Source organism: Streptomyces sp. NPDC058459, from assembly GCF_042721685.1.
Lineage (GTDB): Bacteria > Actinomycetota > Actinomycetes > Streptomycetales > Streptomycetaceae > Streptomyces.
Genome location: NZ_JBHXLV010000002.1, coordinates 1 through 26989, shown reverse-complemented (window position 1 = coordinate 26989; position 26989 = coordinate 1). Strand labels below are relative to the sequence as shown.

The following is a 26989-nucleotide window of genomic DNA, read 5'->3' as shown; positions in this document are numbered from 1 at the left end:
AAGGTCGAGGAAAGCCTGGGGCAAGTCCGTGCGGCTGTACGGAAACTCGGGCGGAAAGCGCAGGCAGGGACAGTCATGGGTCTCACGAGCAACTCAACTCTGGCGGTGGCGGTGGCGGTCGCCGTGATGCTGTTCGGGGTCACGCTGTGGCTGTGGCCCCGCCTGGCCCGGCGGAGCTGGCGCGCGCTCGGCGGCCGGGTGGGCCTGCTGCTCGCCACTCAGCTGGCGCTCATCTGCTCCCTGGGGGTGGCCGCCAACCAGACCTTCGGTTTCTACGCGGGCTGGGACGACCTCCTCGGCCGGGAGAGCGGCCAGGGCGTCCTCGTCGACCACTCGGCCACCACCGGACCGGGCGGCCCGCGCGGCCCGCTCCAGGTGCTGAGCACCAACGCCGTGCCGGGCGGGGCCGGTTCGCGTGCCTCGAAGGTCGGTCAGGTCCAGAAGGTCGACATCGTCGGCCGTGTCTCCCGTATCGCCACCCCGGCCTACGTCTATCTGCCGCCGGAGTACTTCCAGCCCCGGTTCCGCAGCCGTACGTTCCCGGTCTCGGTGGTGCTGACCGGCTACCCCGGTACCGCGCAGGCCCTCGTCAGCAAGCTGAAGTACCCGGCCACCGCGCGGGACCTGGCCGAGGACGGGCGGATGCGGCCGATGATCCTGGTGATGATGCGGCCCACCGTGGCGCCCCCGCGCGACACCGAGTGCGCGGACGTGCCCGGAGGCCCCCAGACCGAGACCTTCTTCGCCGAGGACCTCCCCGAGGCCGTCCTCGCGCACTACCGGGCCGGCGCCCGCCCGGGTAGCTGGGGCATCATCGGCGACTCCACCGGCGGCTACTGCGCCCTGAAGCTCGCCATGCGCCACCCCGGTGTGTACACGGCCGGCGCGGGCCTGTCGGCGTACTACAAGGCACCCGTCGACCCCACCACCGGCGATCTCTTCCACGGCGACCGGAGCCTGCGCGATCACGCCGATCTGTGGTGGCTCCTCGCGCACGAGCCCGCGCCCGACACCTCCCTGCTCGTCACCAGCAGCAAGATCGGCGAACACAACTACGCCGACACCCTGAGGTTCGTGACACAGGTACGCGCCACCGGCCGGACCAGGATCTCCTCCATCATCCTCGACAGCGGCGGCCACAACTTCAACACCTGGCGACGCGAGATCCCGACCGCCCTCCAGTGGCTCAGCGGCCGCCTGACCGACCGCTGAGCACGCGGCCCTGAACCCCCGTGAACCCTTGGCATGGCAGGGTTTTTGCGCCTCGGGGACCCATAAGACGCCTACGCGCGGTAAGTTTCTGGCCATGCCACGTGGACGCCACCGCCATTCCCCGCCTCTGCACCGGCTGTTGCCTCCCTCCGTGATCGCCGGTGTCGCCGTCGTCTGCGCGCTGGCCCCGTGGGTGTTCTCCTCCCTCGGGGTGGTGCGCGCCCTGGCGGCCGTCGCCGCGCTCACGGCGATCGGCGGCGCGGTCGTGATGCGCCAGTGGGACGCACAGGCGGGCAAGCAGGTCGCCGAGCTGACCCGCGCGCGGGTCAGCGACGAATGGCGGTACGACGAACGGGTCGCCGAACTGGAGACCGACCTGGAGGAGTCGCGCGAGCTGCGGGCCGGGCTGGAGCGGCGCCTGCGGGCCAAGCGCGCCGAACTGGCCGGGCTGCGGGGCGAACACGCCGCCCTGCTGCGCCGGTACGCCACCGCGGAGACCGAGCGCGCCACCGCCCTTGAGGGGCGGCGGCTGCTGGAGATCGAGGCGGCCCCGGAATCCGGCGCCCTCGCCCTGCCGTCCGCCGAGGGCGCGGCCGCTGTGGAGCAGACCGTCGAGGCTCCGGCGGCGGAGCCCGTCTCCCCCGGGCCGGCCGCGCGCGCGGAGCTGTTCCTGAGGGCCGCGACCGCCCTGGCGCGCCTGGAGCTGACGGCCGGGCAGCCGGAGGGCGAGGAGCCGGAGACCCCGGTGACCCCTGAGACGCCGGTCACCCCTGAGACCGCGCATTCCGACGAGACCCCTGAGACCCCTGGGACCCCTGAGACCGACGAGAGCGCGGCGGCCGGACCGGCGGAGACCGAGGCCGAGGCCGCTGCCAAAGGGGATTCGGACGGTGAGGGCACCGGGGCCGGCGAGTTCACCGAGCCCGCCGAGGGGCCCCGGGCGGGCGCCGAGGGCCTGGGACCCGTGGACCCCGAAGGCGAAGTGACCGAGGCGCACACCACCCCGGACGAGCCGGCTCCGGAGGAGGCGCGGGCGCACACCACCGGTACGGCCGTCGTGCCCGCCCGGTCCGCCGGGCACTTCGCCGTGCCGACCGCCGTCGCCGTGGTACCGGCCGCGCCCGCGCGGCGTCCGCAGGTCGAGGGCGGGTTCGACTTCTTCGGTACGCAGAAGGACGGCTCGGCGGCGACGGAGGTGCGCAACGAGGATCTGGCCAACGTGGTCGGGCAGGAGGCCCTCGCGCCGCACGAGTCGGACGCCGAGTCCGCCTACAAGCCCGCCGGAGCGTACGACGTGGGCCAGGTCATCGACCTCACCGCCCACGACGAGACCGAGCACATCGACCTGGAGGGGCTGCGCAGCGCGGCTTCCTGACCCTGGCTCCCCGGGCGTAGGGGAGACTGGGACGCATGACTGCCACGGAGACCACGGTCGGGATCGGCGGTGCCGCCGAGAGCACCGACATGGTGCTCAACATCGGCCCCCAGCACCCCTCCACGCACGGCGTGCTGCGGCTGCGGCTGGTGCTGGACGGCGAGCGCATCCAGCGCGCCGAGCCGGTGATCGGCTATATGCACCGGGGCGCGGAGAAGCTGTTCGAGGCCCGTGACTACCGGCAGATCATCATGCTGGCCAACCGGCACGACTGGCTGTCGGCGTTCTCCAACGAACTGGGCGTGGTCATCGCCGTCGAGCGGATGCTCGGCATGGAGGTGCCCGAGCGCGCGGTGTGGACCCGCACCCTGCTCGCCGAGCTGAACCGGGTGCTCAACCACCTGATGTTCCTCGGCTCCTACCCGCTGGAATTGGGCGGGATCACCCCCGTCTTCTACGCGTTCCGGGAGCGCGAGGTGCTCCAGACCGTGATGGAGGAGGTCTCCGGCGGCCGTATGCACTACATGTTCAACCGGGTCGGCGGCCTCAAGGAGGATCTCACCGACGGCTGGACCGGGCGCGCGCGGGACGCCGTCGTCGCCGTCCGCTCCCGCATGGACGTCTTCGACGACCTGGTCCTCGGCAACGAGATCTTCCGGGGGCGCACACGGGGCGTGGGGGCGCTCACCCCGCGGGCCGTGCACGCGTACGGCGTGAGCGGGCCCGTCGCGCGCGCCTCCGGCGTCGACTTCGACCTGCGCCGCGACGAGCCGTACCTCGCCTACGGGGACCTCCAGGACACCCTGAAGGTCGTCACCCGGACCGAGGGCGACTGCCTGGCCCGCTTCGAGGTGCTGCTGGCGCAGACCCACAACGCGCTCGACCTCGCGGACGCCTGTCTGGACCGGCTCGCGGAGCTGCCGCCCGGCCCGGTCAACCAGCGGCTGCCCAAGGTGCTGAAGGCGCCCGAGGGGCACACCTACGCCTGGACCGAGAACCCGCTCGGCATCAACGGCTACTACCTGGTCAGCAAGGGCGAGAAGACCCCGTACCGGCTGAAGCTGCGGTCGGCGTCCTACAACAACATCCAGGTGCTGGGCGAGCTGCTGCCGGGGACGCTGGTGCCGGACATGGTGGCGATCCTGGGGTCGCTGTTCTTCGTGGTCGGCGACATCGACAAGTAGCGACGAGTAGCGACGAGTAGCGGCGAGTGGCGCCGAGTGGTCACCGCAGTGGTGGCTCGGGCAGGCCGGCCGGCTGGAGGAGCCAGCCGAAGTCGCCGAGGCCGCCCGGTGCGGTCAGTTCGGCGGCGGCTCCGGCGCTCGCGAGGGCGCGTACGTAGGCGGCGGGGTCGGTGGTGGCGAGCGTGAGCGGGGGGCGTGCGCCGGTGACGTCCAGCGCGCGCAGGGCCTCGCGCTGGGTGAGCAGGCGCGGGGTGCCGTGGGCGCTTCCGGCCGCCGCGCAGGCGTCCAGCGCGACATGCGCGGTGATGTCGCACGTCCCGTCGGGCACCGGAGCCGTCTCCCGGCCGTCCCGGAACCCGGTGAGCGTGCCGAAGGGCGGGCGGGTGCCGAGCGTGTGCGCGTAGTCCACCGCCACCGCGAGCCCCCGCTCCACCCGGCCGACGGCGCCTGCCCAGGCCCGGTCCCTCGGCAGCCCGATCTCCGCCCGCAGCCCCTCCTCCCCGCGCACGGGCCACCACCTGGCCAGCCACTCCGCCTCCGCGCCCGCCACCGGCTCACCGAGCCGCTCGGTGCCGTCCGGCGCGACCAGCACCAGCCGGGGCACCCCCGCGCGGTCCGTCTCGGCGACGTCCACGGGCACGTTGTCCAGCCACTCGTTGGCGAACAGCAGCCCGGTGACCGCCCCCGGCACCTCGGCCCGCCACTCGATCCGCCGGTCCAGGCCCTCGGGACGGTCCGCGATCTCCACGGCGTACGCCCGCGTGCGCGCCGCCACCTCCCCGGGCAGCGCGGCCAGCACCCCCTGGGCCAACTCCCCGCGTCCCGCGCCCAGATCGACGAAGTCCAGCACCGCGGGCCGCCCCAGCGCCCCGTCCACCCGGCACAGCAGCCGGGCCACGGCGGCGGCGAACAGCGGCGAGGCGTGCACGGAGGTACGGAAGTGTCCGGCAGGGCCCTCGGGACGCCGGTAGAAGCCGCCGGGCCCGTACAGCGCCCGCTCGGTGGCGTCCCGCCACCCCTGCTCCGCCCGCTTCCGCACCGGTTCAGCCTAGGCGTACGGAGGACCGGGACATCCACCTTGCGGCGTACGTGTGCCGGGCATGGATCGCCCCCTCGGCTGACCCGTGCGCACAGCGGCTTTCCCTAGGCTGATTACGTGCAGCGCCTCTATGACTTCATCCGCCGCCACCCCACGGGGGTCGACTGCTTCTGGGCCGTCGTCCTGCTGGGGATCTCCGGCGTGAGCGTGGTGAACGTGGACGGCACCCCGCACCACCACGGCTCCCTCGCCGCGTCCTGGACGATGTCCGCGGTGCTGTGCGTGATCCTGGCCCTGCGCCGCCGGCTGCCGGAGCAGATGCTGGTCGCGGTGCTGGTCACCGGGCTGGCGCAGCTCATCCTGGACGTGGAGCCGCTCGTCGCCGACTTCACCATGCTGGTGATCGTCTGCACGGTCGCCGCGACCGGCGCCCTGTGGGCCTCCCGGCTGGCGCTCGCCGCCAGCCTGGTCGCGGCCTCGCTGGCGCAGCTGCGCTGGCCGAACGAGCAGGTGAGCGGGCTCGGGCAGCTCGCGCTCGCGGTGTTCCAGACGGTGCCGTTCGCGCTGGCCTGGGTGCTCGGCGACTCCATGCGCACCCGCCGCGCCTACTTCGCCCAGCTGGAGGAGCGCGCCGCCCGCCTTGAGAAGGAGCGGGAGGCGCAGGCGAAGGTCGCCGTCGCCGCCGAGCGCGCCCGCATCGCCCGCGAACTGCACGACGTGGTCGCGCACAACGTCTCGGTGATGGTGGTGCAGGCCGACGGCGCCGCCTACGTCCTGGACGCCGCCCCCGACCAGGCCCGCCAGGCCCTGGAGACTATCTCCTCCACCGGCCGCCAGGCGCTGGCCGAGATGCGCCGCCTGCTGGGCGTGCTGCGCACCGGCGAGCACCAGGAGGGCGGGGAGTACGTCCCGCAGCCCGACGTGGAGCAGATCGACGACCTGATCGAGCAGTGCCGGGACTCCGGGCTGCCCGTGGACTTCAAGGTCGAGGGCACCCCGCGCCCGCTGCCCAGCGGCGTGGAGCTGACCGCGTACCGGATCGTGCAGGAGGCGCTCACCAACACCCGCAAGCACGGCGGGCCCGAGGCGGGCGCGAGCGTGCGGCTGGTGTACTTCGACGACGGGCTCGGCCTGCTGGTCGAGGACGACGGCAAGGGCGCCCCGCACGAGCTGTACGAGGAGGGCGGCGCGGACGGCCAGGGACACGGCCTGATCGGCATGCGGGAGCGGATCGGCATGGTCGGCGGCACCCTGGACGCCGGGCCCCGCCCAGGCGGAGGCTTCCGCATCAGCGCGCTGCTCCCGCTGAAACCGGCGCACTGACACCTGTCACGGACGCGCCCCGCGCACACCGGACGACAGACCCGCAAGAAAGACACGGAAGAGGACCCGATGGCGATCCGCGTGATGCTCGTCGAGGAGCGCGGGACACATACACATAGGCTGTGACCTGCGCTGTTATGAATCAGGGGAGTAAGCGGGTCATGGAACAGAGCGGGGACATAGCCGGGGGACCGTTCGCCTGTGACGTGTGCGGGGAGGTCGAGGCCCAGCCCATTGACCTGTACACGCGCAAGTCCCGGAGACTGCGCGAGGACGACTACCGCCGGGGGCAGAGCACCGACGCGCAGACGGAGCAGGGGCACCGCTGGGCGCACCGCAACGGGTACGCGGTCCGCAAGGTCTGGAAGGACCTGCAAAGCGCGTACAAGGACGTGAAGCGCACGGACTTCGACCGGGCGTTGCAGGCGCTTGCGGCGGGGGAGGTTCCGGCGCTTTGGGCATACGCGATCGACAGGTTCAGCCGCAAGGGAGCCGAGGACCTGCTGAAGGTGATCGGCAAGGCGCGCGTCATCTTCGACATGGACGGGCTGGACTCCAACGAATCCCGTGACCGTCGCTGGATCATCAACCGGGCGGAAGAGGCGCGGGAGTATTCCGAGATCCTTTCCCGCCGGGTGAGCGACACCAAGGCGGAACAGCGGGACCGTGGGCTCTGGGTTGCGGGGCGTCCGCCGTGGGGGCTGTCTGTCTCGCGTGACCGGCGCCTTTCGGAGGACGTGACCCCTGCCGCGAAGGGCATGCCGTCGCGTTCTGACGTGGTGCGCGAGATGTTCCGGCGCGTGGCTCATGAGGGTGCGTCCACCCGTGATCTGGCGCGCTGGCTCGATGAGTCGGGAGTGCCCGGCCCTGGTGGCAAGGGATGGCGCTATCCGTCCATTGCCCGGATGCTGAGGCACCCGGCCTACGTCGGCTGGCAGATGGTGCAGATCGGGTCCCGACCGACTGTCTACCGGAACGAGCGGGGGCGGCGCGTCGCACTTCTAGGATGCGACGGCGCGCCTGTCGGATTGGTCACGGAGGCGGAACAACGTAAGGCGCTGAGCACCTTGACCCGGCTTGCGGAGACGGCTCCCGTACCGGCCCCCGAAAAGCGAGACACCCGTGCGAAACATCTCCTTACCGGACTGGCCCGGTGTGCCGGCTGTGGGCTCTCGGCCCCGTTCCAAGGACGGTCGTACGCGTGCGGGGGTGTGTTGGGCGGCCGGGACTGCGAGGCGCGAGCGTCGGCCCGGGGGCCGCAGCTTGAGGAGTACGTGTTCCAGTGCTGGCTTGCCCGCCTGACGGCTGCCGAGCCCGATGATCCGATCCTGCATGTCGTCTCGGAGCGCTGGACGGCCCGTGTGCGGCCGGAGGAGACGGAAGAGGAGCAGGCGGCCCGTACGGCTCTGCGCGTGGCCGAGAGGGGCTTGCAGCGCCTCTTGGGGGACCGCCAGAAGGGCGTGTACGACGGTGCCGCCGCTCGCTACTTCGCACCGATGCTGCGAGACGCGAGTGACGCGGTGGAACTGGCCCGGAAGGACGTGGACAGGTATGTCGGCGACGGTCCACTGAGCCTGCCGTTCCTGAGCGTCGAGCGGGAGATTCTTGTAGAGGCGTGGGAGGCTGCCGACTTGCCCTTGCGCCGTGACCTGCTGCGCCTTGCCATCGATCGCGTGATCATTCGCAAGGCCCCTCGCCGGGGAACCAAGTTCGACGGTGACTCACGCGTCACGATCGAGTGGGCGGAACCTGCTTCATCAGGCGCGTAACTGCGGTGGTGCGGTGGTGAATGACGATGTTGCGCGCGCTTCCGGCTCTCTCTACAGCGGTGTTGTTTTTGTTCCTCTCTCTTCACCTAATCACGGCTTGAACTGCCCGTTTGATAGTCTCTTGAGCCCCCTTCTGGGTACCTGTCGAGTCACCTTGGGTCACTTGGGTGGGCAAGACAGCGGGGGTGATCTGCCTTGAATGTCTCGTGTAAGAGGTTTGAGTGAGTAAGTACATAGCTGACACTGCGGCTCGTAGCGCGCTGGAAACCGCCTCCCGGTACGCGGACAGGGCGAGCGCGCCGACACCCTTCGTGTGGTCGGGGGCGCAATGGACGACGCCGGGCGGCGAGTGGCGAGACTGGCCGCTGATCCGTCGCGGGATGGGTGAGTGGCTGCGCGGCCTGGCGGACGTGTTCGACGCAGGCGAGAACACTGAAGAGCGCCGCAAATCGCTGGGTGACGCCATGCGAGATCACCGGTTCGCCGCAATGCATTCCATGGACGGCGACGATCAAGCCTGGCACACGGAACGAGCGGACGCCCCGACTCTGGAGCTGGACGCCCTCCCGGCTCCCGTGAACGTACCTGTGACCGTGATGCGGGATCTGCGCGCGGTGGCGAATGAGATCGAGTCGGCATCGGATGCGCGGTCCACTCAACTCCTTTCGCTGGCATCGCAGTTCGACGCCTTCCGGGCTCCGCTGAATGATCCCGCTTCGTGGGTGCGGAACCTGGGGGCTGCGCCGTACGGCACACACGTGCGCACCTCTGCCGTGTGGGAGGCGTTCGCGTCGGCGGAGCCGGTGTTGGCTCGTTCGTTGGGAACGGTGACGGGTAAGCGTGCCTTGTTCACTGCCATGGACAAGCGTTTTGGTGCACGTCGGAAGCTGTCGGGTTATGAGGGTTGGCGGGGCGTGTCGCTGCCAGGGTGACCCCCAGGCGGGTACCCCCCGGGCGGTTCTCGTCTGCGCGTCTGGGAGGGGAAACTCGCGCATGGCTGATCGGGGCTTTTGTGCGGGGAGTTGCTGTGCGTGACGGTTGGCGGGGTGTCCATCAAACGATGGTTTATGAGACGACCCCGCCGACCGGTCCCGGGGCGGGAAAGTGTGCCTCAAAACCCGTCTCAAAACATGCCCGCAATCTCTGGTGTTGTGAGACGAGTTCTGAGACGATTCCTGCATGACGACGAACACGAACACCGGAACCCTCATCGGCTACAAGCGAGTCAGCACCAACGCGCAGGATGCACAGCTCCAGGCGGACGCGCTGAGCGACGCCGGGTGCTCCCGGATCTTCGAGGACAAGGCGTCCGGCAAGAACGCGGACCGCGCGGGCCTGATAGCCGCTCTCGACTACATGCGGGAGGGCGACACTCTGTGCGTGTGGAAGCTGGACCGGTTGGGGCGCTCCACGAAAGACGTGCTGACCATCGCTGAGGATCTGCACTCTCGGGGGATCAGCCTGCGCATCCTGACGGGCACGCTGGCCGGTAGCTACTCCCCCAAGGGTGAGGGGAAGTTCTTCTTCACGATGATGGTGGCGTTCGCTGAGCTGGAGCGGGACATGATCGTGGAGCGCACGCGGGCGGGTCTGGACGCTGCCAAGGCGCAGGGGCGTACCGGTGGCCGACCCGCTGTGATGGACGCTGACAAGCTCGCTGCGGCCCGTGCTCGCAAGGCTGCCGGGGAGAGCGTCACGGCCATTGCCAAGGCTCTCAAGGTGTCCCGCGCGACGCTGTACCGGGCACTGAGCGACGACGCGTAACCGACTCGGCACAACAGGCCGTCTGCCCCGCTGGGGTGGGCGGCTTTGTCGTGTACGACCCCTGGGGTGGGCGCGCTGAAAGTTCGACGGACTACCGCCCCGGCGATCCCGGCTCAAGCTCGGAACGCGTGCCCTGAGTGTGCGGCCTTTTCCCGCCGCCCGTACCGCACTGAGCTGCGGCAATGACGCTGCCGTGGGGTTAGAACGGCACTGTTAGGGGTGGGGAGTGCTCCTTGACACCCGGATCAGGGGCCGGAACGTAATGGCAGCCTGGCCCCGGTACGGGTTTCAGAGGGCACCGCTTCAGCCGGCGGTCCCGCCCAGTGGTCAAGTCCTCTGCGGCACCCAGTAGGCGGGCGTACTCTCGGCTCATGCCTGCCAACTTGGGTGACCGGCTCAGGGACGTTCGCAAGCGTCGGGGGATGACCCAACGGGAACTCGCCCATGAGTCCGGGGTGTCTGTCTCGCTGATCCGCAAACTCGAACAGGGTGAGCGGCAGGACGCGCGCTTGGAAACCGTGCGTCGGCTCGCTGCCTCGCTCAGGGTGCCCACCACTCGGCTTGTTGCGGAATCTGTGAAAGAGGCGGCGAGCCCCGCCACTCTTGATCAGTGGGCAGCAGTCAGAAGGGCGGTGACTGCTCCGCTGAGGAACGCCGCCGAGTTGGACGAGCCGCCGACCGTGGCAGGGGTGCGCGGCGCTCTCAGCGCTGCCTTGCCCTTGTTCTCCGGTGACCGGTTCGCAGAGTTGCGGGCGGTGCTGCCCCTTCTGTTGCGGGATGCTGACACGGTGGCTCAGCTCGACCCGGAGGGGCGCGCCGTCCGCGTACGCCTGTTGCAGCTCACCGGTTGGCTTCTGACGCAGACCCGGCAGTTCGAAGCGGCTGAGTGGTGCCTGCGGGCCGCTCTGGACGGCTCTGCGGACCGGCTGCAAGGAGCGTCCACGGTCAACACAATGTGCTGGCTGCTGCTGCGGCAGGGCAAGCTCGGTGAGGCGCGGGAGTTGGCCACTCAGTGGGCCGACGAAACGGAACCCCGGCTCTCACGGGCGACCCCGGACGAACTCAGCGCGTGGGGGTGGCTGCTGCTGCGTCTGTCGGCTGCCGCCGTGCGGGACAATCGTGCGGAAGAGGCTGAGGACGCGCTGAGACTGGCCCACTCCGCCGCTGTGGCCCTGGGGCGGGAGTTCACCCCTGGCGAGGACTTCCTGCGGGCGTTCGGCCCGATCACGGTGACGCTCAAGCGGACCGAGAACGCCATGGTCCTGGACCGCCCGGACGTGGTGCTCCAACTTGCCGCGAAGATCCCGGCAGGGGGGCTCCGGCCCACCTCGAACAATCGCAATCGTCACCTGCTCGACGTGGCCAACGCCTACGCCAGCACACGGCAGTACGGGCAAGCCGTCGACACCTTGGCCGGTATCCGCGACGCCGCTCCCGAGTGGCTGCCGAACCAGCGCTATGCCCGTGACATTCTCGGCCGCATCGTGGCCAAGAGAAGGACGCTGACGAGTGACATACGCTCGCTGGCTGACACGGTGGGTTTGCCCGTTTGACGCCTCGTGGCACTTCCTGATGATCTTGAACTGAACTGCCATTGTCGCCGCCCGGGGTGATCTCTAGCGTCGGATGGCATGACCACCGAACCCACGCGCTACAGCGCTTCGCCGGTTGAACTGCCGTTGCGGCTGGACCCTGAACCGGTCCCCGTCGAGGGGTGCGCCGGCTGCGCCGAACTTGCCTCCGTGCGAGATCGTGCGCGTGCCGGGGGCGACATGACGACCGTGACCGACTGCAACGTCTACATGCGGCGGCACCCGGTAGGTCATCAGTGAGTGTCCGGGACGGCGCGGGTGACGCGGAGGACGCGGAACGGCCACTACTGACGCTTCGGGTCTCTCGCGACAGCGGGCGCACCTGGAACCCTCAGAGGATTGTTTGGAGCACGGACGACTTACCCCCACTGCTGTCCTCCGTGTGGCCACCGTGCCAGTGCCAGCGATGCGGAAATCGTAGGTAATACGCAGCGCTGGCCCAGCCCCGCTCATGCGGCCGGTGAACGGGGCTCTTCGCTGCGTACCCTGGCTTGCATGACTGCCTCAGACAGCCCGAACCCGGTAGGGTGCGTAAGAGTCATGCTCGTCGACGATCAGGTGCTGCTGCGCACCGGTTTCCGGATGGTGCTCGCCGCCCAGCCGGACATGGAGGTCGTCGCGGAGGCGGGTGACGGGGTGGAGGCGCTCGAGGTGCTGCGCACCACCCACGTCGACGTGGTCCTGATGGACGTGCGCATGCCCAAGCTGGACGGGGTGGAGACGACCCGGCGCGTCTGCGCGGACCCCGAGCCGCCGAAGGTGCTCATCCTGACCACGTTCGACCTGGACGAGTACGCGTTCTCCGGGCTGAAGGCGGGCGCCTCCGGCTTCATGCTCAAGGACGTGCCGCCGGGCGAGCTGCTCAGCGCGATCCGCGCGGTGCACAGCGGGGACGCGGTCGTTGCCCCCTCCACCACGCGCCGGCTGCTCGACCGGTTCGCCCCGATGCTGCCCTCGGCCGTGCGGGAGCCCCGGCACGCGGAGCTGGCCCGGCTCACCGAGCGCGAGCGCGAGGTCATGATCCTGGTCGCCCAGGGTCTGTCCAACGGCGAGATCGCCGCCCGCCTGGTCCTGTCCGAGGCCACGGTGAAGACCCATGTGGGCCGCATCCTCACCAAGCTGGGGCTGCGCGACCGCGTCCAGGTGGTCGTCCTCGCTTATGAGACGGGCCTCGTGCGGGCGGGCGGCCACCTGTAGGTCCCCGTGCCCTCGGGGTCTCAGCGCAGGACGCCCTCGATGAAGTCACTGCCCAGGCGGGACACCGCGGCCAGGTCCAGCTGGTGCTGGACGTACCGGCCGCGCCGGCAGCTGGTGATCAGGCCCGCCTTCTTCAGCACGGCCAGGTGCCGGGATATCTCCGGCGCGGACATGCCGTGCGCGTCGGCCAGCTCGCTCGTGCTGTGCGGGGCGCGGGCCAGATGGCGGCACAGGCGCAACCGCGTGGGGTGGGCGAGGGCCTCCATGCGGAGGGTGAGCTGCTCGACGGTGGGTGCCTCGGGGCGGGTGGCCTGGGCGGGGTAGGTGATCACGGGCTGCCAGCCGTACCGGTGCAGCACCAGCACATGCGGCCAGCCGAGGCTGGTCGGCACCAGGGTCAGACCGCCGTCGCCCGTGGTGCCCCGGCCGACCAGGAGCTTGTCGACCGTGATGAGCGCGGCCTCCTCGTCCAGCGACACCGCGCCGGAGAGCGAGGAGAGCGCCTCGGCGGGGCCCTTGCGGCGCAGCAGCTCGGTCTTGTGCCGGGCGTCGGCGGCCAGTTGGGGCTGGAGCCGGGCCCAGGTGCCGGCGAAGAACGCCTCGTCGCAGTCGAGCACCAGCTGCCGGAACCAGGCACGGATCGCGGGCGGGTCCTGGAGCAGCCGGCTCGCGAACCGCTCCTGGACGGGGCCCCGCGCGGCGGCCAGGTCCAGGGCGCGGCGGCGCAGCTCCGGGTCACCCAGCGGGCCGGCGCTCCGCTGGGAGTACTGGGAGTGGCAGGTGAACTCCAGCGCCACGTCCACGAACTGCTCGTCCGTCAGCTTGTCGAGCATGTCGAGTTCCTCGGCGAGCGTTCCGCCCGGCAGCCCGCGCCGGCCGGGGAGTCCGGCGAACGGGGCGAACACGTCCGAGAACGTCGTACGCCACAGGAAGTCCGCCTCGCACAGCCGGTCGGCCAGGTACGGGTCCAGCCGGCCGGAGACGGCGGTCACCCAGCCCCGCAGCTCCGGGTGGTGGCCCGGCTCGCTGAGCGCGTGCAGGGACAGGCCCAGCTCGGCCAGCGGTGAGGGCACCACGGAGATGCGCTCCGCCGGGAGCCCCGCGATGTCGATGGTCACGCTCATGTCCCCATGGTGCCCCCCGCCACCGACAACGCCCCCTGGACCGACGGCCGCGGTCGACGCAGGGGGCGTCCGTGAGGCAGCGGGCTCAGCCCAGCCGTCCGGCGAAGTCCACGGCCGCGTCCCGTACGTCCCGCGCCGTCCACGCCAGGCCCGCCGCGCGCACGCCGGCCTCCGTGACGGCGAGGCCCGGACCGCGGGAGCTCCAGGCGCCGGCGAACAGCAGCGTGCCGGTCTCCTCGGCCTGCGCGACGGCCGCCTCCGCCAGCACCTCGGGCTCGAACGGCAGCCAGACCTGGAAGTCGTGGGTGTGCGGCACCCCGGGGTGCACCCGCGCCCACGGCAGCCCCGCCGCGGCGAACCCCTCGCGCAGCGCGGCGGCCACCACGCGCGCGTGCCGTACGTACTCGGGCAGCCTCGGCAGCTCCCGCTCCAGCCCGACGAGTGCCGACAGCGCGGTCGGGAACTGCTGGAAGACCGTGCCCCCGTACCGGTGCCGCCAGGTGCGCGCATCCTCCACGAGGCTCGCGGGACCGGCCAGCGCGGCGCCGCCCAGGCCGCCGAGGGACTTGTAGAACGACACATAGACGCTGTCGGCCAGGGACGCGATCTCGTCCAGCGGGCGGCCGAGGTGGTCGGTGGCCTCCCACAGGCGGGCGCCGTCGAAGTGCACCACCGCCTCGCGGTCCCGCGCGGCCTCGACCGCCTCGGTCAACTCCTCCCAGGACGGCAGCAGGAACCCGGCGTCGCGCAGCGGGAGTTCCAGCATGAGTGCGCCGAAGGGCTCGTCCAGGCCGCGCACCTCGGCGGCCGTCACCGGGTGCGGCTCATGGCTGACGACGACCGGGCGCAAGCCGCTGACCTGGCTGAACGCATGGCGTTCATGCACCTCGGGGTGGGACAGCGCGTGCAGGGCGACCGCGGGGTTGCCGGTCCGGGCGGCCCAGCAGCGCAGGGCGACCTGCTGGGCCATGGTGCCGGTCGGGAAGAACACGGCCGCCTCGGTGCCGAGCAGCTCCGCGACCCGGCGTTCCAGGGCGGCCACCACGCCGTCGCCGTAGAGGTCGGTGGGCTCGTCGAGGTCGTACACCCCGGGCGCCGCCTCCGTCAGCGCGGTCAGGCGCTCGCGCAGCGTGCCGCGCCAGCCTCCGCGCGACAGCGCGCGGGGCGCCGTACGCAGGGCTGTCCGGCGTCGCTCGCGTATGGAGAGTGGGGAGAGTGGGTGTTCCTGGCCGTCCGTGTCGCTCATGAGGGGGATCATGCCGCGCCGGGCACCGCGAGGGTACCGGTTTCCGCGCGGGGCGGGTCGGTGCGGGTCGGTGCGCCCACAGCCTGTGGACGACCGGGGCCCGGACGCCGGATAGCGTTAACATGACGAGAAATCGTCCGGTACCCAGAGCGGACTGGAACGGGAAGGTCACGGTCGCGTGAGTACAGTCCATCCCCCTGACGGCACAGCCGGCACAGGCACCCAGGACCGCCCCGCGCGGCTCACCGTCGGCGTCGTGGGCGCCGGACGCGTGGGCCCCGCCCTGGCCGCGTCCCTCCAGCTCGCCGGGCACCGCCCGGTGGCCGTCTCCGGCGTCTCCGACACCTCCCGCAGGCGCGCAGGGAAGACGTTGCCCGGGGTGCCGCTGGTGCCCCCGGCCGAGGTGCTCCGGCGGGCCGACCTGGTGCTGCTCACCGTCCCCGACGACGCCCTGCCCGGCCTGGTCACCGGCCTCGCCGAGACCGGCGCCGTCCGCCCCGGCCAGCTCCTCGTGCACACCTCCGGCCGGTACGGCGTCTCGGTGCTCGAACCGGCCCTGCGCGCGGGCGCGTTGCCGCTCGCGCTGCACCCGGCCATGACCTTCACCGGCACCCCCGTGGACGTCCAGCGCCTGGCGGGCTGCTCCTTCGGCGTCACCGCGCCCGAGGAGCTGCGGCTCGCGGCCGAGGCCCTGGTCATCGAGATGGGCGGCGAGCCGGAGTGGATCAGCGAGGAGAGCCGTCCGCTCTACCACGCGGCCCTCGCCCTCGGATCCAACCACCTGATCACCCTCGTCGCCCAGTCCATGGAGCTGCTGCGCACCGCCGGGGTGGGCGCCCCCGACCGGATGCTCGGCCCGCTGCTCGGCGCCGCACTGGACAACGCCCTGCGTTTCGGCGACGCCGCCCTCACCGGCCCCGTCGCGCGCGGGGACGCGGGCACCGTCGCCGCGCACATCGCCGAGCTGCGGGAGCACTCCCCGCAGACCGTCGCCGGCTATGTGGCGATGGCCCGCGCGACCGCCGACCGCGCCCTCGCGCACGGCCTGCTCAAGGCCGAGCTGGCCGAGGATCTGCTCGGCGTGCTCGCCGACCAGGAGACCGGCACCGGCACCGGCAGCAGCACCGGCACCGGCTCTGATGCCGGCGGAGACGACGAAGAGAACGGCCCCGAGGGGAACGACCGATGACCACCGCCCTGCTGAGCACCGCCGACGAGCTGCACGCACGCGTGCGCCACGGCCGCCGTGCCGTCGTGATGACCATGGGCGCCCTGCACGAGGGCCACGCCACGCTGATCCGCGCCGCCCGCGAGATCGCCGGGGCGGACGGCGAGGTCGTCGTCACCGTCTTCGTCAACCCGCTCCAGTTCGGCGCGGGCGAGGATCTCGACCGCTACCCGCGCGCCGTGGACGCCGACCTCGCGCTCGCCCGCCGCGCGGGCGCCGACGCGGTGTTCGCCCCGGCCGTGGCGGCGGTCTACCCCGGCGGCGAGCCCCAGGTGCGGATCACCGCGGGCCCCATGGGCGGCCGCCTGGAGGGCGCCATCCGTCCCGGCCACTTCGACGGCATGCTCACCGTCGTCGCCAAACTGCTGCACCTCACCCGCCCCGACGTGGCCCTGTTCGGGCAGAAGGACGCCCAGCAGCTTGCGCTCATCCGGCGCATGGTCCGGGATCTCGACTTCGGCGTGGACATCGTGGGCGTGCCCACCGTCCGGGAGGAGGACGGGCTCGCCCTGTCCAGCCGCAACCGCTACCTCGCCCCCGCCGAGCGCGCCACCGCCCTCACCCTGTCCCGCGCCCTGTTCGCGGGCCGGGACCGGCACGCGGCCCAGGAGGCGCTGCGTGCCCGCGCCCTGGAGGTGCCGTCCACGCACGCGCGTGCCGAGGCGCTGAGCGCCATAGGCGAGTCGCGGGCGGCGGCCGACGCGCACGCCGTGGCCACCGTCGCGCCCGGCGGCCCGGCGGCCGTCCGCGCGGCCGCCCGCCAGACCCTGGACGACGCCGCCCGCTTCGACCCGCCGCTCGACCTGGACTACCTCGCCCTGGTCGACCCGGCCGACTTCACCGAGATCGCCGACGACTTCACCGGCGAGGCGGTCCTGGCGATCGCCGCGCGGGTCGGCTCGACCCGGCTGATCGACAACGTCCCGCTCACCTTCGGCAGCCCTGGAGCCGCCTTGTGACCACCACCGGCATACGACTGCACGCCCCCGCCCCCGGCTGGTCCATCCCGGCCGACGTCGTGGTGGTCGGCTCCGGCGTGGCCGGCCTGACCGCCGCGCTGCGCTGCGAGGCGGCCGGGCTGACGACGGTCGTCGTGACCAAGGCCCGCCTGGACGACGGCTCCACCCGCTGGGCGCAGGGCGGCATCGCGGCCGCCCTGGGCGACGGCGACACCCCCGAGCAGCACCGGGACGACACCCTGGTCGCGGGCGCGGGCCTGTGCGACGAGGACGCCGTACGCCTCCTGGTCACCGAGGGCCCCGACGCCGTACGGCGGCTGATCGCCACCGGCGCCCGGTTCGACACCGACGACGCGGGCTCCATCCAGCTCACCCGCGAGGGCGGCCACCACCGGCGCCGCATCGCCCACGCGGGCGGCGACGCGACCGGTGCGGAGATCTCCCGCGCGCTGGTCGACGCCGTCCGCGCGCGGGGCCTGCGCACGATCGAGAACGCGCTCGTCCTGGACCTGCTCACCGACACCGAGGGCCGCACGGCCGGTGTCACCCTGCACGTCATGGGCGAGGGCCAGCACGACGGCGTGGGCGCGGTGCACGCGCCCGCCGTGGTGCTCGCCACCGGCGGCATGGGCCAGGTGTTCTCCTCGACCACCAACCCCCCGGTCGCCACCGGCGACGGCGTGGCGCTGGCGCTGCGCGCGGGCGCCGAGGTCAGCGACCTGGAGTTCGTGCAGTTCCACCCGACCGTGCTCTTCCTCGGCACCGACGCCGAGGGCCAGCAGCCGCTGGTCTCGGAGGCGGTGCGAGGCGAGGGCGCCCACCTGGTCGACGCCGACGGCACGCGCTTCATGGCCGGCCAGCACGAGCTGGCCGAGCTTGCCCCGCGCGACATCGTCGCCAAGGCCATCATGCGGCGGATGGCCGAGGTGGGCGCCGACCACATGTATCTCGACGCCCGGCACTTCGGCGCCCATATGTGGGAGCACCGCTTCCCGACGATCCTGGCCGCCTGCCGCGCCCACGGCATCGACCCGGTCACCGAGCCCGTCCCGGTCGCCCCGGCCGCCCACCACGCCTCCGGCGGTGTCCGCACCGACGACCGCGGCCGTACGACGGTCCCCGGCCTGTACGCGTGCGGGGAGGTCGCCTGCACCGGGGTGCACGGCGCCAACCGGCTCGCCTCCAACTCCCTGCTCGAAGGGCTCGTCTACGCCGAGCGCCTCGCCGCGGACATCGCGTCGGAGCAGGCCGGGCACGCCGGGAACGGCCCGCGCGTGCCCGCGCCCGTCCCGCACTCCGGCACCCCCGCGCACCCCCTGCTGGCGCCCGAGGACCGGCTCGCCGTCCAGCGGATCATGACCGAGGGCGCGGGTGTGCTCCGCTCGGCCGCCTCCCTGGAGCGCGCGGCCCGGCGCCTCGCGGAGCTGCACACCCGCGCCGGCGACGCCCTGGACGGCGAGGGCAAGACCGCCGAGCCCGGCGTCGACACCTGGGAGACCACCAACCTCCTGGACGTGGCCCGCGTCCTGGTCGCCGCGGCCGCGCTGCGCGAGGAGACCCGCGGCTGCCACTGGCGCGAGGACCACCCCGGCCGCGACGACCTCCACTGGCGGCGCCACCTGGTGGTGACCCTCCGCGCGGACCGTTCGCTGGCCGTACGCACCACCGAGAGCGCAGACTTCCCCCCTGCCCGGTGACATCTCTGTCCACCGGGTGAACCCGCCTCCCCAGGAGCAGTGACGAACGTGAGCACCGACGACCTTCCCCTCGCCCCGACCGGCGGCTGCGGCGACGGCTGCGCCTGCGGCGCGGACGAGGAGGGCGAAGAGCAACTGGAGTGCGGTCTCGACCCCGCGCTCGCCGCGCTGCTGGCCGAGGCCGGGCTCGACCCCGTCGAGATCGAGGACATCGCCAACGTCACCGTCCAGGAGGATCTGGCCGGCGGCGTGGACGTGACCACGGTGGCGACCATCCCCGAGGACGCGGTGGCCACCGCCGACTTCGTCGCCCGCGAGGCCGGCGTGGTGGCGGGCCTCAGGATCGCCGAGGCCGTGCTCTCCGTGGTCTGCGAGGACGAGTTCGAGGTCGAGCGGCACGTCGAGGACGGCGACCTCGTGGAGGCCGGGCAGCGTCTGCTGTCGGTCACCGCCCGCACCCGCGACCTGCTGACCGCCGAGCGCGGCGCGCTGAACATCCTGGGCCGCCTGTCCGGCATCGCGTCCGCCACGCGCGCGTGGGCCGACGTGCTGGAGGGCAGCCGCACGCGCGTGCGCGACACCCGCAAGACCACCCCCGGCCTGCGCTCCCTGGAGAAGTACGCGGTGCGCTGCGGCGGCGGCGTCAACCACCGCATGTCGCTCTCCGACGCCGCCCTGGTCAAGGACAACCACGTACTCGCCGCCGGCGGCGTCACCCAGGCGTTCACGGCAGTACGGGAGACCTTCCCGGACCTGCCCGTCGAGGTGGAGGTCGACACCCTGCACCAGCTGCGCGAGGCGGTCGACGCGGGCGCCGACCTGATCCTGCTGGACAACTTCACCCCCGGTGAGTGCGCCGAGGCCGTCGCCGTCACGGCCGGCCGCGCCGAGCTGGAGGCGTCCGGGCGGCTCACCCTGGAGAACGCCCGCGCCTACGCCGACACCGGTGTGGACTTCCTGGCCGTCGGTGCCCTCACCCACTCCTCGCCGGTGCTCGACATCGGCCTGGACCTGCGCCCGGCGGAGTGACACGGATGCTGCTCACGATCGACGTCGGCAACACCCACACCGTCCTCGGTCTCTTCGACGGCGAGGACATCGTCGAGCACTGGCGCGTGTCCACCGACCCGCGCCGCACGGCCGACGAGCTGGCGGTGCTGCTCCAGGGCCTGATGGGCACGCACCCGCTGCTCGGCGAGGAACTGGGCGACGGCATCCACGGCATCGCCATCTGCGCGACGGTGCCCTCGGTGCTGCACGAGCTGCGCGAGGTCACCCGCCGCTACTACGGCGACGTGCCCTCGGTGCTGGTCGAGCCCGGCGTCAAGACCGGGGTACCGGTGCAGTTCGACAACCCCAAGGAGGTCGGCGCCGACCGCATCATCAACGCGGTCGCCGCCAACGAGCTGTACGGCGGCCCGGCGATCGTCGTCGACTTCGGCACGGCGACCACCTTCGACGCCGTCTCCGCGCGCGGGGAGTACGTCGGCGGGGTCATCGCGCCCGGCATCGAGATCTCCGTGGAGGCGCTCGGCGTCAAGGCCGCGCAGCTCCGCAAGATCGAGGTGGCACGCCCGCGCAACGTGATCGGCAAGAGCACCGTCGAGGCCATGCAGTCCGGCATCGTCTACGGCTTCGCCGGCCAGGTGGACGGCGTGGTCGGCCGGATGGCGCGCGAGCTGGCCGACGACCCCGACGACGTCACCGTGATCGCCACCGGCGGTCTGGCGCCGATGGTGCTGGGCGAGTCCTCGGTGATCGACGAGCACCAGCCCTGGCTGACCCTGATCGGCCTGCGCCTGGTCTACGAGCGCAACGTGCCGCGCAGGTAGCGGCCGGGGCGCGTGGGACTCAGGGCCGGGCGGGGGAACCCTGGGTCCGACACGCGTCGCACGACGCACCGGTCCGTAACTTTTGTCCGATTAGCCGTAGCGTCGCCGCATGCCCACGCCCTACGGAACTCGCGGCGGCATGGCGTTCGGCGCGGAGGAGCTGCGTGTGCTCCGTCGTGCCCTCGCCCTCGCCCTCCACCCCGGCACGTCCTCGGCCGAGGACGTGCAGGACTGCTTCCGCCTAGCCGACTCCGTCGACGAGGCACTGGACGAAGCGGCTCGCCTGCGCGCCTTCCTGCTGGCCGACCTCGACCGCTACCGCGCCGCCCTGCCCGGCACGGCGGCCGGCTACCTCACCCTGCTCCAGGAGGCGCTCGGCGCCGGGCACCGGCCGGTCCCGGACGATCTGGCGGCCCTGCGCGCGCTGCGCGGCAACTCGGTGGCGGCCGCGCTCCTGGCTCACTGCCAGGAGCACGTCGAACGGTGCGTCCGTCCCCGCTTCGCGGTGCCGCCCACGGCCGCGCCCGTCCCGGCGCCCACCGTCCCCGCCCCCGCCGCACCACCCTCCCGCGCTCGTCTGCTGGCCCTCCCGGGCGGCGCGGGGCCGTCCGGGCCCACCGGGGCCGACGAGGCCGGGGAAGCCCCCCAGAAGCCCGCCGAGGAGCCCGCCCGCCCCCCGGTCCCGCGCCCCGGCGAGCATCCCGCCGAACCGGCGGCCCCCAAGCGCCCCGTCCCCACCCCCGGCGAGGTCTTCCCCCGCCGCAAACCGCAGTCACCGCCCGCCGGCCAGGACCACGCCCACCACCTCGCCGCGGGCTGACCCGGCCCGACGGGGCGGGGGGACATGTCGTGCGACCTGCCGCGTGACATGCCGCGTGACATGCCGGGGGACCTACAGGGGACATACGGGGGACATGCAGCCCACCCGGCCCCGGTCCGCCCGCTCCGGCTGGCTACTCTGGTCACATGGACTACGTCTCCGCGCTCGTGCCCCCGGTCGTCATGGCCGTGTTCTTCATCGGTGTGGTCAGGGTGATCGTGAAGACCCAGGGCGGGGCGGCCAAGAGCAGGGAGGACGCGGCCGTCGACGCCGCCGTCGCCCGCACGGAGAGCGCCTCCCGGACCGCCCCCGGCGACGCCTGAGCGGACCCCGCACGTCGGCTCCGATTTGACCGGATCTCCCACTATTATTTGTTTTGTGCCTCGTCCCCTGGGAGATCTCGAAGACGCCGTCATGTCACGGGTGTGGAAGTGGAACCGCCCGGTGACCGTCCGGGAAGTCCTGGAGGACATCCAGCGGGACCGCTCGATCGCGTACACCACCGTCATGACGGTTTTGGACAATCTCCATCAGAAGGGCTGGGTCCGCCGAGAGGCGGAAGGGCGCGCCTATCGATATGAGGCCGTCTCCACCAGAGCCGCCTACGCGGCCGCGCTCATGAACGACGCGTGGTCGCAGAGCGACAACCCGGCCGCCGCCCTCGTCGCCTTCTTCGGGATGATGAGCGAGCAACAGCGCCAGGCCCTCAGTGACGCCATCCGTATCGTCCAGGGGCCGCAAACGCGCGAGAACCCCGGTTCGGCGGAGGACGCCGGCGGGCGATAGCGTCCGCCCATGTCAGCGAAGAGCCCCGAAGTCCCGCCGAATGCCCTCACCGTCCGGCGCGCCCGGACCAGCGATGTTCCCGCTGTCCGCCGACTCCTCGACGCCTACTCGCGTGACCGCATCCTGCTCGACAAAGCCACGGTCACGCTTTACGAGGACATCCAGGAGTTCTGGGTCGCGGAACGCGACGACAACGCCGAGGTCGTCGGCTGCGGCGCCTTGCACGTCATGTGGGAAGACCTCGCCGAAGTCCGCACTCTCGCGGTGAACCCCGCCCTCAAGGGCGCCGGGGTCGGGCACCGGCTGCTGGGGAAGTTGCTGGAGACCGCGCGCCGGCTCGGCGTTAGCCGCGTTTTCTGTCTGACCTTCGAAGTCGACTTCTTCACCAAGCACGGCTTCGTGGAGATCGGTGAGACACCGGTCGACACCGATGTGTACGCGGAGCTCTTGCGCTCCTATGACGAGGGTGTCGCGGAGTTCCTCGGTCTCGAACGAGTGAAACCCAACACCTTGGGCAACAGCCGGATGCTTCTGCATCTGTGATCGCCAATGCCCCGGTTCCCTATGTCCGAAACGCGCACGTTTCCGGACGGGAGAGGGTACGTGGTCTCTCCCCGAGGGTTTGTGTTTTTCCGGCAAAGGCGGTTTGCTTTCCGGCGTACTGCTGCACTGCATATAACAGGGGCGGCTAAACGGCGTACGCCGCGGACCTCCCCCGTCCTCACCTTTTCGATGAAAGGAAATCCGGTGGCACAGAAGGTTCAGGTCCTTCTTGTCGACGACCTCGACGGCGGCGAGGCCGACGAGACCGTGACGTTCGCGTTGGACGGCAAGACCTACGAGATCGACCTCACGAGCGCCAACGCGGACAAGCTGCGCGGCCTTCTCGACGCGTATGTGAGGGGCGGCCGTCGCACCGGTGGCCGTTCCTCCGGTACCCGCGGCAAGACCCGCGCCGCTTCCGGTGGCAACCAGGACACCGCGGCCATCCGCGCCTGGGCCAAGGAGAACGGCTACGACGTGAACGACCGCGGCCGCGTTCCCGCCGGCATCCGCGAGGCCTACGAGAAGGCCAACGGCTGATCACACCCCCGTACGGGCGGCTCGGCGCCCACCCGCAGCCGGACCCGGTGGCACTGTGCCGCCACGGTGTCCACCAGCCGTGCGAGATCGGGGGCGCCCGCCACGCCCTCGAAGGACGGCAGCGCGGGCAGCGCCGCCTCCACATCGCGCCCCGGCTCGGGGGGTCGCAGCCATACGGCGGCCCCCTGCAAGGCCCCGGCCCCCGGCCCGGCCCCCTGCAAGGCCCCGGCCCCCGGCCCGGCCCCCTGCAAGGCCCCGGCCCCCGGCCCGGCCCCCTGCAAGGCCCCGGCGCCTGACCGCCGCACCGCCGCCGCGCCCACGGCCCGCTCGGGCGGCACCGGTGCCTGGAGCAGCTCCCCGGTGCCCAGCGTCCGCAGGTCCAGCGCCAGCGCCCCCCACTCCAGCCAGTCCAGCAGCTGCGGCAGCTCGTCCGCGCTGCCCGCGGCCACCAGCAGCCGCATCCGGCCGCCCATGAGGGCCACCGGGGAATCCGGCGCCAGATGCCGGAGCGCCGCCGCCCCCGCCTCGGCCGGGACGTCCAGCACGTCGAACCGCACCCCCGTCACCAGCCGCAGCGGCGCTCCGGGCGCCGTCGCCCAGCCCAGCACGCTCTCGTACCAGCCCCGGGCCGCCGTCTCGGGGTCCTGGCCGGGCGGGCGCCTCGGACGCGGGAAGGGGGGCGCCGATGCGGCCGGGGACGCCGTCGGGAAGGACGCCGCGGATGCCGCCGGGGGAATTGAGCCAGCCATGCCAGGTGCAACCGCCTGAACCCGTCAGGAGTTACGCTGAGCGTCCGGACAGTTGCGCTGTGTGCGGCGAGGGGGAGTGCGTGGGCGAACGGGAAGTCGTGAGGTTGTTCGCCCATAGCGGAGGGAACCGGGGCGCGCGGCATGGACCGCCGGTCCCCGCGGGTAAGACATGCCTAGTGGGAGGGGTCGACACGCATGAAGGGCCGTCTCACGTTCGCCATCGGCGCAACGGTGAGTGGGGTAACTGCCTGGCCTGCGGGAACATCGTCTCGCACCATCGAGTTGGAGCAGATGTCGGCGTTCGGGGTCAGGAGGCCATCGACGGTGTCGGCAGTCGGAATGAGCGGTCCCCGCTTGCGGGACTAAGCTGCGGAAGGACAGGGAGGGGAAGTTCCCCCCACTGCCTGACCGCTCTGAGGAGCGATTAACGATGTTCGAGAGGTTCACCGACCGCGCGCGGCGGGTTGTCGTCCTGGCTCAGGAAGAAGCCCGGATGCTCAACCACAACTACATCGGCACCGAGCACATCCTCCTGGGTCTCATCCACGAGGGTGAAGGTGTCGCCGCTAAGGCCCTGGAGAGCCTCGGCATTTCGCTTGAGGCGGTCCGTCAGCAGGTGGAGGAGATCATCGGTCAGGGCCAGCAGGCCCCGTCCGGGCACATCCCCTTCACCCCCCGTGCCAAGAAGGTCCTGGAGCTCTCGCTCCGCGAGGCCCTTCAGCTCGGCCACAACTACATCGGTACCGAGCACATCCTGCTCGGCCTGATCCGTGAGGGCGAGGGCGTAGCCGCCCAGGTCCTGGTCAAGCTGGGCGCAGACCTCAACCGGGTGCGGCAGCAGGTCATCCAGCTGCTCTCCGGTTACCAGCAGGGCAAGGAGACGGCCGCCGCCGGCGGCCCGGCCGAGGGCACCCCCTCGACCTCCCTCGTCCTGGACCAGTTCGGCCGGAACCTCACCCAGGCCGCTCGTGAGACCAAGCTCGACCCGGTCATCGGGCGCGAGAAGGAGATCGAGCGGGTCATGCAGGTGCTGTCCCGCCGCACCAAGAACAACCCGGTGCTGATCGGTGAGCCCGGCGTCGGCAAGACCGCCGTCGTCGAGGGCCTCGCCCAGGCCATCGTCAAGGGCGAGGTGCCCGAGACCCTCAAGGACAAGCACCTCTACACCCTGGACCTCGGTGCCCTGGTCGCCGGCTCCCGCTACCGCGGTGACTTCGAGGAGCGCCTGAAGAAGGTGCTCAAGGAGATCCGCACGCGCGGCGACATCATCCTGTTCATCGACGAGCTGCACACGCTGGTCGGTGCGGGCGCCGCCGAGGGCGCGATCGACGCCGCCTCCATCCTCAAGCCGATGCTGGCCCGCGGTGAGCTCCAGACCATCGGTGCCACCACGCTGGACGAGTACCGCAAGCACCTGGAGAAGGACGCGGCCCTGGAGCGCCGCTTCCAGCCCATCCAGGTCGCGGAGCCGTCGCTGCCGCACACGATCGAGATCCTCAAGGGCCTGCGCGACCGGTACGAGGCGCACCACCGCGTCTCCATCACCGACGAGGCGCTGGTCCAGGCCGCCACCCTGGCCGACCGGTACATCTCGGACCGCTTCCTCCCCGACAAGGCGATCGACCTGATCGACGAGGCCGGTTCCCGGATGCGTATCCGCCGGATGACCGCGCCGCCGGACCTCCGCGAGTTCGACGAGAAGATCGCCGGTGTCCGCCGGGACAAGGAGTCCGCGATCGACTCGCAGGACTTCGAGAAGGCCGCCTCCCTGCGCGACAAGGAGAAGCAGCTCCTGGCCGCCAAGGCCAAGCGGGAGAAGGAGTGGAAGGCCGGCGACATGGACGTCGTCGCCGAGGTCGACGGCGAGCTGATCGCCGAGGTCCTCGCCACCGCCACCGGCATCCCGGTCTTCAAGCTGACCGAGGAGGAGTCCAGCCGCCTGCTCCGCATGGAGGAGGAGCTGCACAAGCGGGTCATCGGCCAGGTCGACGCCGTCAAGGCGCTGTCCAAGGCGATCCGCCGTACCCGGGCCGGTCTGAAGGACCCGAAGCGTCCCGGCGGCTCGTTCATCTTCGCGGGTCCGTCCGGTGTCGGTAAGACCGAGCTGTCCAAGGCGCTCGCCGAGTTCCTCTTCGGTGACGAGGACGCGCTGATCTCCCTCGACATGTCGGAGTTCAGCGAGAAGCACACGGTCTCGCGCCTCTTCGGTTCGCCTCCCGGCTACGTGGGTTACGAGGAGGGTGGCCAGCTCACCGAGAAGGTGCGCCGCAAGCCGTTCTCGGTCGTCCTCTTCGACGAGGTCGAGAAGGCCCACCCGGACATCTTCAACTCGCTGCTGCAGATCCTGGAGGACGGTCGCCTGACCGACTCCCAGGGCCGGGTCGTGGACTTCAAGAACACGGTCATCATCATGACGACCAACCTCGGCACGCGGGACATCTCCAAGGGCTTCAACCTGGGCTTCGCCGCCTCCGGCGACTCGAAGACCAACTACGAGCGCATGAAGAACAAGGTGTCGGACGAGCTGAAGCAGCACTTCCGTCCCGAGTTCCTCAACCGTGTCGACGACGTGGTCGTCTTCCCGCAGCTGACCCAGGCCGACATCCTCCGGATCGTCGACCTGATGATCGGCAAGGTGGACGAGCGCCTGAAGGACCGGGACATGGGCATCGAGCTCTCCCAGTCCGCCAAGGAACTGCTCTCCAGGAAGGGCTACGACCCGGTGCTGGGCGCGCGTCCGCTGCGTCGCACGATCCAGCGCGAGGTCGAGGACACCCTCTCGGAGAAGATCCTCTTCGGTGAGCTGCGCCCCGGTCACATCGTGGTCGTGGACACCGAGGGCGAGGGCGACAGCCAGACCTTCACCTTCCGGGGCGAGGAGAAGGCCGCGCTCCCGGACGCCCCGCCGATCGAGCAGGCGGCCGGCGGAGCGGGTCCCAACCTGAGCAAGGACGCGTGACCCTGCGGGGGCTCGCGTAGGTCCGGGAAGGGGGCCGGTGCTTTCGGGCAC

The 26989-nt window shown here is 71.6% G+C and carries 25 protein-coding genes; 21 read left to right on the top strand and 4 right to left on the bottom strand.

Going from position 1 to position 26989, the window contains the following annotated elements; genetic code table 11:
- The first annotated feature begins 75 nt into the window (after positions 1-75).
- The 3 genes from ACFWN1_RS00725 (at position 76) to ACFWN1_RS00715 (ending at position 3771) form a co-directional block, all read left to right on the top strand.
- A complete protein-coding gene (locus ACFWN1_RS00725) occupies positions 76-1212 on the top strand; it encodes an alpha/beta hydrolase (protein WP_384356665.1) in 1137 nt (378 codons plus the stop codon).
- A 94-nt stretch (positions 1213-1306) separates the two neighbouring features.
- On the top strand, positions 1307-2587 hold the full coding sequence (locus ACFWN1_RS00720; RefSeq protein WP_384356662.1) for a hypothetical protein: 1281 nt from the start codon (positions 1307-1309) through the stop codon (positions 2585-2587).
- 35 nt (positions 2588-2622) lie between these two features.
- A complete protein-coding gene (locus tag ACFWN1_RS00715; RefSeq protein WP_384356659.1) occupies positions 2623-3771 on the top strand; it encodes an NADH-quinone oxidoreductase subunit D in 1149 nt (382 codons plus the stop codon).
- 40 nt (positions 3772-3811) lie between these two features.
- On the opposite strand, the gene ACFWN1_RS00710 is transcribed toward ACFWN1_RS00715, so the two are convergent.
- Positions 3812-4810, bottom strand: a complete 999-nt coding sequence (locus ACFWN1_RS00710; protein ID WP_384356656.1) for an SAM-dependent methyltransferase — start codon at positions 4808-4810, stop codon at positions 3812-3814.
- 117 nt (positions 4811-4927) lie between these two features.
- On the opposite strand from ACFWN1_RS00710, the gene ACFWN1_RS00705 reads away from it, so the two are divergent.
- The 7 genes from ACFWN1_RS00705 (at position 4928) to ACFWN1_RS00675 (ending at position 12455) form a co-directional block, all read left to right on the top strand.
- Complete coding sequence (locus tag ACFWN1_RS00705) at positions 4928-6133, top strand: sensor histidine kinase (protein ID WP_384356653.1); 1206 nt, start codon at positions 4928-4930, stop codon at positions 6131-6133.
- 161 nt (positions 6134-6294) lie between these two features.
- Positions 6295-7902, top strand: coding sequence for a recombinase family protein (locus ACFWN1_RS00700; protein WP_384356650.1), 1608 nt, complete (start codon positions 6295-6297; stop codon positions 7900-7902).
- Positions 7903-8282: 380 nt separating this feature from the next.
- Complete coding sequence (locus ACFWN1_RS00695; protein ID WP_384356647.1) at positions 8283-8834, top strand: hypothetical protein; 552 nt, start codon at positions 8283-8285, stop codon at positions 8832-8834.
- A gap of 247 nt (positions 8835-9081) precedes the next feature.
- Positions 9082-9666 (top strand): recombinase family protein, encoded by a 585-nt coding sequence (locus tag ACFWN1_RS00690; protein WP_384356644.1) that lies wholly within the window; start codon positions 9082-9084, stop codon positions 9664-9666.
- Between the two features lie 371 nt (positions 9667-10037).
- Complete coding sequence (locus ACFWN1_RS00685; RefSeq protein ID WP_384356641.1) at positions 10038-11219, top strand: helix-turn-helix domain-containing protein; 1182 nt, start codon at positions 10038-10040, stop codon at positions 11217-11219.
- A 78-nt stretch (positions 11220-11297) separates the two neighbouring features.
- Positions 11298-11498 carry a hypothetical protein gene (locus ACFWN1_RS00680; RefSeq protein ID WP_381264854.1) on the top strand — a complete coding sequence of 67 codons (201 nt, stop codon included), beginning with the start codon at positions 11298-11300 and terminating at the stop codon, positions 11496-11498.
- Between the two features lie 255 nt (positions 11499-11753).
- Complete coding sequence (locus tag ACFWN1_RS00675) at positions 11754-12455, top strand: response regulator (RefSeq protein ID WP_384356638.1); 702 nt, start codon at positions 11754-11756, stop codon at positions 12453-12455.
- A gap of 20 nt (positions 12456-12475) precedes the next feature.
- On the opposite strand, the gene ACFWN1_RS00670 is transcribed toward ACFWN1_RS00675, so the two are convergent.
- The gene (locus ACFWN1_RS00670) at positions 12476-13579 is read right to left on the bottom strand and encodes a DUF5937 family protein (RefSeq protein WP_384356635.1); all 1104 of its coding nucleotides are present in this window, start codon (positions 13577-13579) and stop codon (positions 12476-12478) included.
- An 85-nt stretch (positions 13580-13664) separates the two neighbouring features.
- Entirely contained in the window at positions 13665-14837 is a 1173-nt protein-coding gene (locus tag ACFWN1_RS00665) for a threonine aldolase family protein (RefSeq protein ID WP_384356632.1), read from the bottom strand.
- 166 nt (positions 14838-15003) lie between these two features.
- Here ACFWN1_RS00665 and ACFWN1_RS00660 point away from each other — a divergent pair, with 166 nt between their 5' ends.
- From ACFWN1_RS00660 to ACFWN1_RS00615, 10 genes are all read left to right on the top strand, one after another.
- Entirely contained in the window at positions 15004-16014 is a 1011-nt protein-coding gene (locus tag ACFWN1_RS00660; RefSeq protein ID WP_384356629.1) for a Rossmann-like and DUF2520 domain-containing protein, read from the top strand.
- A complete protein-coding gene (gene panC / locus ACFWN1_RS00655; protein WP_384356626.1) occupies positions 16011-17012 on the top strand; it encodes a pantoate--beta-alanine ligase in 1002 nt (333 codons plus the stop codon). The genes ACFWN1_RS00660 and panC overlap by 4 nt, the downstream gene beginning before the upstream one ends.
- On the top strand, positions 17009-18709 hold the full coding sequence (locus ACFWN1_RS00650) for an L-aspartate oxidase (RefSeq protein WP_384356623.1): 1701 nt from the start codon (positions 17009-17011) through the stop codon (positions 18707-18709). The genes panC and ACFWN1_RS00650 overlap by 4 nt, the downstream gene beginning before the upstream one ends.
- Before the next feature lie 48 nt (positions 18710-18757).
- Positions 18758-19738, top strand: coding sequence for a carboxylating nicotinate-nucleotide diphosphorylase (nadC, locus tag ACFWN1_RS00645; protein ID WP_384356620.1), 981 nt, complete (start codon positions 18758-18760; stop codon positions 19736-19738).
- Between the two features lie 5 nt (positions 19739-19743).
- The gene (locus tag ACFWN1_RS00640; protein WP_384356617.1) at positions 19744-20541 is read left to right on the top strand and encodes a type III pantothenate kinase; all 798 of its coding nucleotides are present in this window, start codon (positions 19744-19746) and stop codon (positions 20539-20541) included.
- A 139-nt stretch (positions 20542-20680) separates the two neighbouring features.
- Positions 20681-21361 carry a hypothetical protein gene (locus tag ACFWN1_RS00635; protein ID WP_384356847.1) on the top strand — a complete coding sequence of 227 codons (681 nt, stop codon included), beginning with the start codon at positions 20681-20683 and terminating at the stop codon, positions 21359-21361.
- A 146-nt stretch (positions 21362-21507) separates the two neighbouring features.
- Entirely contained in the window at positions 21508-21684 is a 177-nt protein-coding gene (locus tag ACFWN1_RS00630; protein ID WP_384356614.1) for a hypothetical protein, read from the top strand.
- A 67-nt stretch (positions 21685-21751) separates the two neighbouring features.
- On the top strand, positions 21752-22147 hold the full coding sequence (locus ACFWN1_RS00625) for a BlaI/MecI/CopY family transcriptional regulator (RefSeq protein ID WP_384356844.1): 396 nt from the start codon (positions 21752-21754) through the stop codon (positions 22145-22147).
- 9 nt (positions 22148-22156) lie between these two features.
- A complete protein-coding gene (locus tag ACFWN1_RS00620; RefSeq protein ID WP_384356611.1) occupies positions 22157-22690 on the top strand; it encodes an amino-acid N-acetyltransferase in 534 nt (177 codons plus the stop codon).
- Between the two features lie 204 nt (positions 22691-22894).
- On the top strand, positions 22895-23230 hold the full coding sequence (locus ACFWN1_RS00615; protein ID WP_384356608.1) for an Lsr2 family protein: 336 nt from the start codon (positions 22895-22897) through the stop codon (positions 23228-23230).
- On the opposite strand, the gene ACFWN1_RS00610 is transcribed toward ACFWN1_RS00615, so the two are convergent.
- Positions 23209-23979 carry an SCO3374 family protein gene (locus ACFWN1_RS00610; protein ID WP_384356605.1) on the bottom strand — a complete coding sequence of 257 codons (771 nt, stop codon included), beginning with the start codon at positions 23977-23979 and terminating at the stop codon, positions 23209-23211. The two genes, ACFWN1_RS00615 and ACFWN1_RS00610, sit on opposite strands and share 22 nt — an antisense overlap.
- Positions 23980-24409: 430 nt before the next feature.
- Between ACFWN1_RS00610 and ACFWN1_RS00605 the strand changes: the two genes are divergently transcribed.
- Positions 24410-26938, top strand: coding sequence for an ATP-dependent Clp protease ATP-binding subunit (locus tag ACFWN1_RS00605; RefSeq protein WP_384356602.1), 2529 nt, complete (start codon positions 24410-24412; stop codon positions 26936-26938).
- Positions 26939-26989 lie beyond the last annotated feature (51 nt).

Excerpts from the sequence above, each read along its gene's own strand:
- ACFWN1_RS00640 (WP_384356617.1), top strand. The coding sequence starts at position 19,744 with ATGCTGCTCACGATCGACGTCGGCAACACCCACACCGTCCTCGGTCTC.
- ACFWN1_RS00720 (WP_384356662.1), top strand. The coding sequence starts at position 1,307 with ATGCCACGTGGACGCCACCGCCATTCCCCGCCTCTGCACCGGCTGTTG.
- ACFWN1_RS00670 (WP_384356635.1), bottom strand. The coding sequence starts at position 13,579 with ATGAGCGTGACCATCGACATCGCGGGGCTCCCGGCGGAGCGCATCTCC.
- ACFWN1_RS00690 (WP_384356644.1), top strand. The coding sequence starts at position 9,082 with ATGACGACGAACACGAACACCGGAACCCTCATCGGCTACAAGCGAGTC.
- ACFWN1_RS00620 (WP_384356611.1), top strand. The coding sequence starts at position 22,157 with ATGTCAGCGAAGAGCCCCGAAGTCCCGCCGAATGCCCTCACCGTCCGG.
- ACFWN1_RS00610 (WP_384356605.1), bottom strand. The coding sequence starts at position 23,979 with ATGGCTGGCTCAATTCCCCCGGCGGCATCCGCGGCGTCCTTCCCGACG.
- ACFWN1_RS00630 (WP_384356614.1), top strand. The coding sequence starts at position 21,508 with ATGGACTACGTCTCCGCGCTCGTGCCCCCGGTCGTCATGGCCGTGTTC.
- ACFWN1_RS00635 (WP_384356847.1), top strand. The coding sequence starts at position 20,681 with ATGGCGTTCGGCGCGGAGGAGCTGCGTGTGCTCCGTCGTGCCCTCGCC.
- ACFWN1_RS00605 (WP_384356602.1), top strand. The coding sequence starts at position 24,410 with ATGTTCGAGAGGTTCACCGACCGCGCGCGGCGGGTTGTCGTCCTGGCT.
- ACFWN1_RS00675 (WP_384356638.1), top strand. The coding sequence starts at position 11,754 with ATGACTGCCTCAGACAGCCCGAACCCGGTAGGGTGCGTAAGAGTCATG.
- ACFWN1_RS00715 (WP_384356659.1), top strand. The coding sequence starts at position 2,623 with ATGACTGCCACGGAGACCACGGTCGGGATCGGCGGTGCCGCCGAGAGC.
- ACFWN1_RS00665 (WP_384356632.1), bottom strand. The coding sequence starts at position 14,837 with ATGATCCCCCTCATGAGCGACACGGACGGCCAGGAACACCCACTCTCC.
- panC (WP_384356626.1), top strand. The coding sequence starts at position 16,011 with ATGACCACCGCCCTGCTGAGCACCGCCGACGAGCTGCACGCACGCGTG.
- ACFWN1_RS00700 (WP_384356650.1), top strand. The coding sequence starts at position 6,295 with ATGGAACAGAGCGGGGACATAGCCGGGGGACCGTTCGCCTGTGACGTG.
- ACFWN1_RS00680 (WP_381264854.1), top strand. The coding sequence starts at position 11,298 with ATGACCACCGAACCCACGCGCTACAGCGCTTCGCCGGTTGAACTGCCG.
- ACFWN1_RS00725 (WP_384356665.1), top strand. The coding sequence starts at position 76 with ATGGGTCTCACGAGCAACTCAACTCTGGCGGTGGCGGTGGCGGTCGCC.
- ACFWN1_RS00685 (WP_384356641.1), top strand. The coding sequence starts at position 10,038 with ATGCCTGCCAACTTGGGTGACCGGCTCAGGGACGTTCGCAAGCGTCGG.
- ACFWN1_RS00695 (WP_384356647.1), top strand. The coding sequence starts at position 8,283 with ATGGGTGAGTGGCTGCGCGGCCTGGCGGACGTGTTCGACGCAGGCGAG.